The organism is Metasolibacillus meyeri, assembly GCF_003049505.1.
Classification (GTDB): domain Bacteria; phylum Bacillota; class Bacilli; order Bacillales_A; family Planococcaceae; genus Metasolibacillus; species Metasolibacillus meyeri.
In genome coordinates this window covers 1-9,846 of the sequence record NZ_PYWN01000065.1, presented here as the reverse complement: position 1 = coordinate 9,846, position 9,846 = coordinate 1, and the positions used below count along the sequence as shown (strand labels likewise).

Annotated in this window: 8 protein-coding genes; 7 read left to right on the top strand and 1 reads right to left on the bottom strand. The window is 40.9% G+C overall.

What is annotated here, in order from left to right; genetic code table 11:
• Window positions 1-291 precede the first annotated feature (291 nt).
• The 3 genes from C9J34_RS10620 (at window position 292) to glpK (ending at window position 3,409) form a co-directional block, all read left to right on the top strand.
• Window positions 292-849 (top strand): glycerol-3-phosphate responsive antiterminator, encoded by a 558-nt coding sequence (locus C9J34_RS10620; RefSeq protein WP_107839847.1) that lies wholly within the window; start codon window positions 292-294, stop codon window positions 847-849.
• A 165-nt stretch (window positions 850-1,014) separates the two neighbouring features.
• The gene (locus C9J34_RS10615; RefSeq protein ID WP_107839846.1) at window positions 1,015-1,812 is read left to right on the top strand and encodes an MIP/aquaporin family protein; all 798 of its coding nucleotides are present in this window, start codon (window positions 1,015-1,017) and stop codon (window positions 1,810-1,812) included.
• 100 nt (window positions 1,813-1,912) lie between these two features.
• On the top strand, window positions 1,913-3,409 hold the full coding sequence (gene glpK, locus C9J34_RS10610; protein ID WP_107839845.1) for a glycerol kinase GlpK: 1,497 nt from the start codon (window positions 1,913-1,915) through the stop codon (window positions 3,407-3,409).
• A gap of 251 nt (window positions 3,410-3,660) precedes the next feature.
• Here the strand turns inward: glpK and C9J34_RS10605 are convergent, their stop codons facing one another.
• Window positions 3,661-4,581, bottom strand: coding sequence for a 1,4-dihydroxy-2-naphthoate polyprenyltransferase (locus C9J34_RS10605; protein ID WP_107839844.1), 921 nt, complete (start codon window positions 4,579-4,581; stop codon window positions 3,661-3,663).
• A 288-nt stretch (window positions 4,582-4,869) separates the two neighbouring features.
• Here C9J34_RS10605 and C9J34_RS10600 point away from each other — a divergent pair, with 288 nt between their 5' ends.
• Genes C9J34_RS10600 through menB form a run of 4 tightly spaced genes read left to right on the top strand, consistent with a single transcriptional unit; the run spans window position 4,870 to window position 9,588 of the window.
• On the top strand, window positions 4,870-6,252 hold the full coding sequence (locus C9J34_RS10600; protein WP_107839843.1) for an isochorismate synthase: 1,383 nt from the start codon (window positions 4,870-4,872) through the stop codon (window positions 6,250-6,252).
• Window positions 6,245-7,963: a 2-succinyl-5-enolpyruvyl-6-hydroxy-3-cyclohexene-1-carboxylic-acid synthase gene (gene menD / locus C9J34_RS10595; protein WP_107839842.1), complete on the top strand. Its 1,719-nt coding sequence runs from the start codon at window positions 6,245-6,247 to the stop codon at window positions 7,961-7,963. Before C9J34_RS10600 ends, menD begins: the two co-directional genes overlap by 8 nt.
• Window positions 7,948-8,757 carry a 2-succinyl-6-hydroxy-2,4-cyclohexadiene-1-carboxylate synthase gene (gene menH, locus C9J34_RS10590; RefSeq protein WP_107839841.1) on the top strand — a complete coding sequence of 270 codons (810 nt, stop codon included), beginning with the start codon at window positions 7,948-7,950 and terminating at the stop codon, window positions 8,755-8,757. The genes menD and menH overlap by 16 nt, the downstream gene beginning before the upstream one ends.
• 12 nt (window positions 8,758-8,769) lie before the next feature.
• Window positions 8,770-9,588, top strand: coding sequence for a 1,4-dihydroxy-2-naphthoyl-CoA synthase (menB, locus tag C9J34_RS10585; RefSeq protein WP_107839840.1), 819 nt, complete (start codon window positions 8,770-8,772; stop codon window positions 9,586-9,588).
• The last annotated feature ends 258 nt before the right edge of the window (window positions 9,589-9,846 follow it).

Here is a 9,846-nt window from a genome sequence, read left to right as displayed (position 1 = left end):
TCCACTCACTATTTTGAAGTGGGGGTCTTACAGCCTGTTAATACGGGATAAATTAACTTTGAAACAGTTTCTTTGCGCAAAATGTCGAGTTTTTGGTATTTGTTAGAGACAGATGAATTAAGATAAAGTGAACGGTCAATCAGTGGGGCTTTTCTCATCTCCCACTGATTGGTAGTTTCATTAATCGAGCTTTAAACAATTCGTTTTTTAAATCGAGATATTACAGCTTGTTCATACAGAATAAAATGTCGGGAAAGACTTGTGTTCTTTTCTAGCAGAAGGGGGGATGACATGCATTTTAATGGGCAAAAAATTATTCCTGCTGCACGTACTGTGAAGCAGTTTGATGAAATTTTGAATAGCTCTTTTGAGTATATCGTGTTGTTAGAAGTACATATTAGCTTATTGCTGTCTTTGAAGCGAGAGGCAGATCGCTTTGGTAAAAAGCTAATTATACATGCAGATTTAATCCATGGCTTGAAAACAGATAATTTCGCTGCTGATTTTTTATGTAATGATATTCGACCAGCAGGGATTATTTCCACACGTTCTAATGTGCTGATTAAGGCAAAGTCGCGCGGTATTATCGCGATTCAACGCGTCTTTTTAATCGATACTATTGCGTTAGAGAAAAGCTATACGATGATAGAGACGGCACAGCCTGATTATATTGAATTATTGCCAGGAATTATTCCATCAATGATTGAGGAAATTTATGAGCGCACACAAACACCTGTTATTACAGGTGGCTTAATACGATCTACTGACCATATTGAGCAAGCAATTTCAGCTGGTGCAATTGCTATTACGACATCTGATAAAAAGTTATGGGAAAATTTCAAAAAATAAGTTGACTATTGTCGATTTTTTATCTAGAATGGATACAAGTTCATAGAAGCGTGGTTAGGAAAAGGGACCCACATTTATTCATCTGCAAAAATTTTTGCAGGCTGTTTAAGTGTGGGTCTTTTTTGCGTCCTTGCTTAATAAAAATTAACTAAAGGGGGATATAAGATGTCTACATTTACAGCTGAACTTATTGGTACGATGATTCTTATTTTGTTTGGTGGTGGTGTTGTGGCAGGCGCATTGCTGTACAAATCAAAAGGTAATGGCGGTGGCTGGGTTGTAATTACATTCGCATGGGGCTTAGCAGTAGCGATGGCTGCCTATGCAGTAGGAGGAATTAGTGGGGCACATTTAAACCCAGCGTTAACGATTGCCTTGGCAACCATTGGGAGTTTCCCTTGGGCAGATGTACCAGCCTATATTGTGGCACAAATGATTGGTGCGTTTTTAGGTGCAACATTAGTGTATTTCATGTATTTACCACATTGGAAAGGTACGGAAGACTCGGATGCAAAGCTTGCTGTATTCTCGACGATGCCCGCAATTAAGCATCCATTATCGAACTTAATTTCAGAAATAATCGGTACTTTTATGCTTGTGTTAGGTATTTTAGCATTAGGTACAAACACAATTACGGATGGTTTGAATCCATTTTTAGTAGGTATGTTAATCGTTGTAATTGGTATGGCACTTGGAGGACCAACTGGTTATGCAATTAATCCAGCACGTGATTTAGGCCCACGTATCGCACACTTTTTATTACCGATTCCGGGCAAGCGTGATTCAGGTTGGTCTTATGCATGGGTGCCTGTAGTTGGTCCAATTATTGGAGGCGCTTTCGGTGCACTATTTTTCCAACAAATTTTTGAAGGTAAAAACAGCGTAGCGTTTTGGGTTTTAGCAGTTGTAATTGCAGCAATTTTCATCGGTGCACAAGCAACGGTAAAAAATGTACGCGATTAATGTATAATAAATATTAGCTAAGTTCAGAAAATGCTAACGAAATCATCTATTAAAGAGGAATGCTTTCTTTTAGATTAAGATAAAATTGGAGGTAATTTTAATGACAGAGAAAAAATATATTTTAGCTTTAGACCAAGGTACGACAAGTTCACGTGCGATTTTGTTTGATGAAAACGGTAACATCGTACACACTGCACAGCAGGAGTTCCAGCAGCATTTCCCACAAGCAGGTTGGGTAGAGCATCATGCAGAGGAAATTTGGTCTTCTATTTTATCATGTATTGCAACTGTGTTATCTGAAAAGGGCGTTGATTCAAAGCAAATTGCAGGAGTTGGTATTACAAATCAACGTGAAACGACAGTTGTTTGGAATAAGCATACAGGCAAGCCGGTTTACAATGCGATTGTATGGCAGTCACGCCAGACGAATGCGATTTGTGAGGAGTTGCGAGAAAACGGTTACAACGATTTGTTCCGCGATAAAACAGGTTTATTAATCGATGCGTATTTCTCTGGCACAAAGGTGAAATGGATTTTAGACAATGTGGATGGTGCTCGTGCGCAAGCGGAGGCAGGCGATTTATTATTCGGCACAATTGATACATGGCTTATTTGGAAGTTATCTGGTGGTAAAGTGCATGTAACCGATTACTCGAATGCTTCACGTACATTAATGTACAATATTTATGATTTAAAGTGGGATGAAGAATTGCTGGATATTTTAAATGTACCAGCAGCAATGCTACCAGATGTGCGTCCTTCATCTGAGGTGTACGGTTATACAGAGGAATCTTTATTCTTCGGTGCTTCTGTACCAATTGCCGGCGCAGCAGGTGACCAACAGGCTGCATTATTCGGTCAGGCATGCTTTGAGGAAGGTATGGTGAAAAATACGTACGGCACAGGCTGCTTTATGTTAATGAACACAGGCGAAAAAGCGGTAAAATCAAATAATGGTTTATTAACAACACTGGCATGGGGCTTAGATGGTAAAGTCACATATGCGTTAGAAGGCAGCATTTTCGTTGCAGGCTCTGCGATTCAATGGTTGCGCGATGGCTTGCGCATGTTCCGCTCGGCTGAAGAGTCAGAGCAATATGCACAGCGTGTGGAATCAACAGAAGGTGTTTATGTTGTACCTGCATTCGTAGGTTTAGGGACACCATATTGGGATTCAGATGTGCGTGGTGCTGTGTTTGGCTTAACGCGCGGTACATCAAAGGAGCATTTTGTACGTGCGACACTTGAGTCATTGGCCTACCAAACGAAGGATGTATTAACTGCGATGGAAGTAGATGCGAATATTCCATTAGCGAAGCTACGTGTTGATGGTGGGGCTGTAGCAAACAACTTCTTAATGCAATTCCAAGCAGATTTATTAAATGTACCTGTAGATCGTCCTGTCATTAATGAAACAACAGCTTTAGGCGCGGCATATTTAGCAGGTCTTGCAGTAGGTTACTGGCAATCAACAGAGGAAATCGGCAAGTACTGGAATTTAGACCGTCAATTCACACCAGATATGGATGAGGAACATCGTGAAAATATTTATGGTGGCTGGAAAAAAGCTGTAACGGCAGCGCAAGCTTTTAAATAAAAAATAGTGCTAAGAATGTAGGTATTTGCCTGCGTTCTTAGCACTTTTTATTTTGAAGAGAGGCATAAGGGACTTGAAAAAAATCTGGACGTCACTATGCCTCAGCGTAATTAATGAATTCGCCGATATAATTAGAAAAGCGCAGATATATCAAGGAAAACGCCGATATAATTAAAAAAGCGCAGATATCTCACAGAAAAGCACCGATATAGTCAGAAAACCTCCCATATATTTTCACTCACATGAAGAAATCAAGACAAAAAATGCCCAACTAACAACCCAACACCTAGTAAAAAAACAAAAAATGTATTTGTTTGTGCTGTATATTTCATGGCAGGCATCACATCTTTAGGTGCTTTATGCGCTCTAAATACGGTAATAGCCTTTAAAGGCATTGGTAGGCTCAATACGATGAGCAGCCCCCATTCAGAAATATCATCAATAATAATAAGCCCAATAATCCATAAATAAGAAACGATGAAAAATAGCGATAAAATCGTGATAGCACGTTCACGGCCCACTATAATCGCCATCGTTTTACGGCCACCTTCCGTGTCACCAACAATGTCACGAATATTATTAGCAAGCATAATGCCACCTACTAAAATCATGCTAGGAATCGACAGCAAAACTGCTTCCCATGTCACAGTGCCCGTTTGAATAAAGAAGGCAATCAAGACAATGCCCATTCCCATTACAGCACCTGAAACAAGTTCTCCAAAAGGTGTATAGGCAATTGGGATAGGTCCCCCTGTATATAAATACCCGATTAACATGCAAATAAGCCCGACAACTGCGAGCCACCAAGAAGATGCGGCACAAATATAAATGCCAAGTAATAGTGCAATGCCATAAAAGCTAAGAGCAATCATCATAATCGTTTTTGGTGCAACACCGTGGCGTACAATTGTACCGCCAATGCCGACTGAATTTTCATTATCGAGTCCTAGTTTATAGTCATAATATTCATTAAACATATTAGTTGCCGCCTGAATTAGCATGCTGGCCATGAGCATGGCGAAAAATAACAAAAAGTTAATGTCATGCTGTGAAATAGTGGCAGCGATTGCCGTTCCTAAAAATACTGGAGCGAATGAAGCTGTTAATGTATGTGGACGCGTTAAGTGCCACCATACTTGAAAGCCCCGATCTGCCTCAATTACCTTTGTCAATTTACTTCTCTCCCTCAAAATCAATTGCGCCTTGGTGTAACTGGCTACCTAGTGAAAGTTAGCTTAAAGTATCACATCCGCCAGAGGCTTTAAATTAAAATAAAAAGTATCGAATCTATTTTAAACGAATATTAGGAAAATGGGTAGTGTATATGCTTATCCATATTACAATGTGCAAAAAAGTGATATGATAGTATGGATAGTCATATTATGCACGATAGAGCAATTGACAAATAATAGATGAGCAAGAAATGCTACGTTTACATTGCAACAACGGAGGGAATTTTCATGCAACAAAAGTGGTACAACGCCACTGAGGTAGAGGCGAGCTCTTTGAATGCTGGGACCATCTTCTATATGGAAACGATTGAGGTAAGTCGATTGTCGGCACTTGCCTTTTTTGCAGCTGGTGAAGAGTCTTATAAAGGGCAGCGCTATTTTTGGCAAAATCGAGAAAAAACATTAACATTAGTTGGTTTAGGACATGCGCATATTATCGAAAATAATTTATCGAATATGCGCTTCGATCAAGTCGAAGAACAGTGGAAGCAATTAACGAAAAATATTGTGACGGAAGAGGAATTGCAGCCAATTCTATTTGGAGGCTTTACATTTGACCCAGAAAATACAACCGCGGGCGAATGGAGCGGCTTTCCAGAGAGCTATTTTACAGTGGCAACATATCAGCTAATGATTCGCAACGATAAAGCATATGTCAGCATTCATTTAATAACAGATGGCGAAAATGCAGCACCACAGTTTGAAGAGCTGCGTAAACAGCGAGACCATTTAATCCATGCGGCACAGGTGAAAGAAGTGAAAACGTATGTGAAGCCACAAATTACTTCATATAGCGAGCCACATAAGGAAGCTTATTTGCAATCAATCGATGCAGTGACAGCAAAAATCAAAGCACAAGAGGCAGATAAAGTAGTCATTGCACGCTCGCTTGCACTGCAATTTGAGGAAGCTGTGTCATCACCGCAAATTTTGTCTCATGTTGTCAATGAGCAGCCTGAAAGTTATTTATTTGGTGTAGAACGTAAAGACATGCTATTTTTCGGTGCATCACCAGAGCGTTTAGTAAAAGTTGAAAACGGACGCGCCTATTCTTCCTGTATCGCAGGCTCAATCAAGCGTGGAGCAACAGCAGACGAGGACCAAGCATTAGGAGAAAGCTTGCTACAAGATAATAAAAATCGTGGTGAGCATCATTATGTTGTGGAAATGATTACAGAAACATTTGAAAAAAATTGTACAGCTGTTAGAGTACCACAGCAGCCGAAGCTATTAAAAATTCGGGATATCCAGCATTTATATACGCCTGTGGAAGGACAGCTTGCAACAGGTGCAACCATTTTACAATTAGTGAAAGACTTGCATCCAACACCAGCGCTTGGTGGCGTACCACGAGAAGGCTCAATGAAGATTATTCGCGAGTTTGAGGCGATGAATAGAGGACTTTATGCAGCACCAATTGGTTGGTTAGATGCGGACGGCAATGGGGAATTTGCTGTAGCGATTCGTTCAGCAGCCTTGCTTGGCAATTCAGCTTACTTATATGCAGGAGGCGGCATTGTAGCAGATTCTGAGGCACAGTCGGAGTACGAGGAAACGTTAGTGAAGTTTAGACCAATGTTGCGTGCATTAGGAGGAGCAGTTCATGAATGAGCGTGAAATATTAACAAATTATGTTTATCGCATCGTTGCTTCTTTATTCCAGCATGGTGTGGCGGAAGTGGTCGTTAGCCCAGGCTCGCGCTCAACGCCACTTGCCTATGCCTTTGCATCAACTGAACAATTTAAGATGCATCGTCAAATTGATGAACGAGCAGCAGCTTTTTATGCGTTAGGCATTGCAAAAGCAAAAGGAAAGCCTGTCGTTTTACTATGTACATCGGGTACTGCGGCAGCCAATTATTTCCCTGCGCTCATTGAGGCAAAATATGCACGTGTGCCATTGATTGTGTTAACAGCAGATCGTCCACATGAACTACGTGAAGTAGGGGCTCCACAAACGATTGATCAAATTCGTTTGTATGGTGAGCAAGTCAAATATTCGATGGAATTTCCGATTCCAGATGATGCACCGCAAACATTATCGTTTATTGAGCACCATATCGCGCGTGCAGTGGCAATTACTACGACAGCGCCTTGTGGACCTGTGCACATTAATATTCCGTTTCGAGAGCCTTTATTAATCGATTTTAGCAGCTTGCCAGAGCTGACATTTAAGGCGAGCTTTATGCAAGAAAATGCACCATCAGTAGAAGCGCGCAATTTTTTAGCACAAACAATTAATGAAGTAGAAAAAGGTCTGATAGTGATTGGCGAATTGCCTCTAGGAACAGATGTAGCACCACTTTGGGCGTTTATTCGTAAATGTAAGCTCCCCGCTTTAATTGAGAGCTTGGCCAATATGCGTGGCAATGTGCCTGAGGACTGTTTACCATATGTGATTTCCACATACGATGCATTATTAAAAAATGAGCATTTTAAAGGGACAGTTGCGCCGCATACCGTAATCCGCTTTGGTGCACAGCCTGTGTCAAAGTTTTTAATGCAGTTTTTAACAAAATCAGCACCGACACATTATATCGTTATCGATGAAGATGCCTTGTTCCGCGACTCTACGAATAGTTCAACGCATTTTATTCAAGGTAAGCCAGGGCAATGGCTTGCGCAATTATCTGTCGAATCACGAGCATCCGACTATTTAGCATTGTGGCAGCAAGCTGAGCATATTGCAAGAAAGCATATTGAAGCATACGCAACGCATGCGCAGGATGAAGGCGCATTTGTCCAGAAAATAGTAGAGCTACTCCCGAGTGGCAGTGATATTTTCGTTAGTAGCAGTATGCCGATTCGTGATATTGATACATTTTTCTTAACAACAATGAAGGATATACGCATTTTTGCAAATCGTGGCACAAACGGTATTGACGGTGTGACGTCAACTGCATTAGGTTTCAGCACAGTGCATAAGCGTCCAACCTATTTAATTATTGGAGATTTAGCTTTTTTACATGATGCTAATGCCTTTGTTGCGTCACGCTATCAAGCGAATGATTTAAATATTATTGTGATGAATAATGATGGCGGTGGAATTTTCTCTTATTTACCACAGGCGAGCGTTAATGCACATTATGAAGATTTATTTGGTACACCGACAGCTTTAACATTTAGAGAGCTAGCTGCGATGTATGATGTGCAATATGACCGCTTAGAAGATTTATCAACATTCGAAGCGGCTTTGCAAGCGGAGAAAGACCGACCAATTCGCTTGCTAGAGGTGATGACGGATCGTGCTATCAATGTTGCATCACATCGCGCTTTATGGCAACGTATCGGTGAGGAGTTAAGCGCATGGTTACAGAAATAAATGGCATTAACGTGCATGTGCGTAGCTGGAATGATCATCTATCGCCAACGCTTGTTTGTTTGCATGGCTTTACAGGAAGCGCAAATACTTGGCAGCCGCTTGCAAATGAAGTGCCAGTACGTCTAGTGGCAATTGATTTAATGGGGCATGGCGCAACAGACGCACCAGATGATGTAGTGTATTATACGATGGATGCCCAACTCGAGATTTTAGACAAACTATTTAAGCAGCTCGGTTTACATTCATTTATTTTACTCGGCTATTCGCTTGGCGGGCGTGTGGCGCTTTCTTATGCTGTCCATTATCCGAAGAAAATTCAGCATTTAATTTTAGAAAGTGCCTCACCAGGACTTGAAAAAACAGAGGAGCGACTAACGCGTCAGGAAGCAGACAATCAGTTAGCACAAAGCATTGAACAAAATGGGCTTAAGGCCTTTGTTGAAAAATGGGAAACCATCCCGCTGTTTGCCTCGCAAAAGCAGTTGCCAAAAGCTGTGCAACAAACGTTGCGCGAGGAGCGTCTACAGCAGCGTGAAATAGGCTTAGCAAACAGCTTGCGCGGCATCGGTACAGGCGTAATGCCACCTTTATGGAATCGATTACATCAATTAAAGATGCCTGTTACCCTAATAACAGGGCAGCTCGATACGAAATTTGTAGCGATTGCAGAAAGTATGCGAGAGCGTATCCAACAAGTAGAGCACCGCACAATTAACGGTGTTGGACATGCAATACATGTGGAAAATCTCGCAGAGTTTGCTACAATAGTAAAGGAAGTATTCCAAGAAATTTAGGAGGTAACTTTTATGACACGCGAATGGACTTCATTACATACGTATGAAGATATTAAGTATGAGTTTTATAACGGTATTGCAAAAATTACAATTAACCGTCCAGAAGTACGAAATGCATTCCGCCCAAAAACGGTAGTGGAATTAATTGATGCATTTACACGTGCGCGCGATGATAAAAATATCGGCGTTATTGTTTTAACAGGTGAAGGTGAGCACGCATTTTGCTCAGGTGGAGACCAAAAAGTGCGTGGACATGGTGGTTACGTAGGTGACGATGAAATTCCACGTTTAAATGTTCTTGATTTACAACGTTTAATCCGCGTTATTCCAAAGCCAGTTGTGGCAATGGTAGCAGGCTATGCGATTGGTGGCGGTCATGTATTACATGTAGTTTGTGACTTAACGATTGCGGCAGATAATGCACGCTTCGGACAAACAGGTCCAAAAGTAGGATCATTTGATGCAGGCTATGGCTCAGGTTATTTAGCGCGTATCATTGGTCATAAAAAAGCGCGTGAAATTTGGTATTTATGCCGTCAATACGATGCACAGCAAGCATTAGATATGGGCTTAGTCAATACGGTTGTACCATATGCAGAGCTTGAAGATGAAACGGTAAAGTGGTGTGAGGAAATGCTTGAAATGTCACCTACAGCGCTGCGTTTCTTAAAAGCAGCAATGAATGCTGATACAGATGGCTTAGCGGGTCTTCAACAAATGGCTGGTGACGCTACGTTATTATACTATACAACAGATGAAGCGAAAGAAGGACGCGACGCATTTAAAGAAAAGCGTAAGCCTGATTTCGGTCAATTCCCAAGATTCCCTTGATGAATAGGCATTAAAAAACCATCGAAAAGCGAGCTATCGTTTTTCGGTGGTTTTTTGTACTAAATATGAATTTATTTAAAGATTTTTGTATTAAAATATATTAATTTCCATTATAATGGATACATTAAGTGGCATATGGAAGTTATGTTGAGGTTTTGTTGATGACTAATTAATAAAATAGCAATATATTTTTTAGAAAGGAAGTCACTAGCGTCGCATAAAAGCTGATTGAATTTTCTGTTTTTAAGCTTGTTCCAT

Bases quoted from the DNA above. Each gene is read 5' to 3' on its own strand.
- C9J34_RS10600 (WP_107839843.1), top strand. From the start codon at position 4,870: ATGCAACAAAAGTGGTACAACGCCACTGAGGTAGAGGCGAGCTCTTTG.
- menD (WP_107839842.1), top strand. From the start codon at position 6,245: ATGAATGAGCGTGAAATATTAACAAATTATGTTTATCGCATCGTTGCT.
- C9J34_RS10615 (WP_107839846.1), top strand. From the start codon at position 1,015: ATGTCTACATTTACAGCTGAACTTATTGGTACGATGATTCTTATTTTG.
- glpK (WP_107839845.1), top strand. From the start codon at position 1,913: ATGACAGAGAAAAAATATATTTTAGCTTTAGACCAAGGTACGACAAGT.
- menH (WP_107839841.1), top strand. From the start codon at position 7,948: ATGGTTACAGAAATAAATGGCATTAACGTGCATGTGCGTAGCTGGAAT.
- menB (WP_107839840.1), top strand. From the start codon at position 8,770: ATGACACGCGAATGGACTTCATTACATACGTATGAAGATATTAAGTAT.
- C9J34_RS10620 (WP_107839847.1), top strand. From the start codon at position 292: ATGCATTTTAATGGGCAAAAAATTATTCCTGCTGCACGTACTGTGAAG.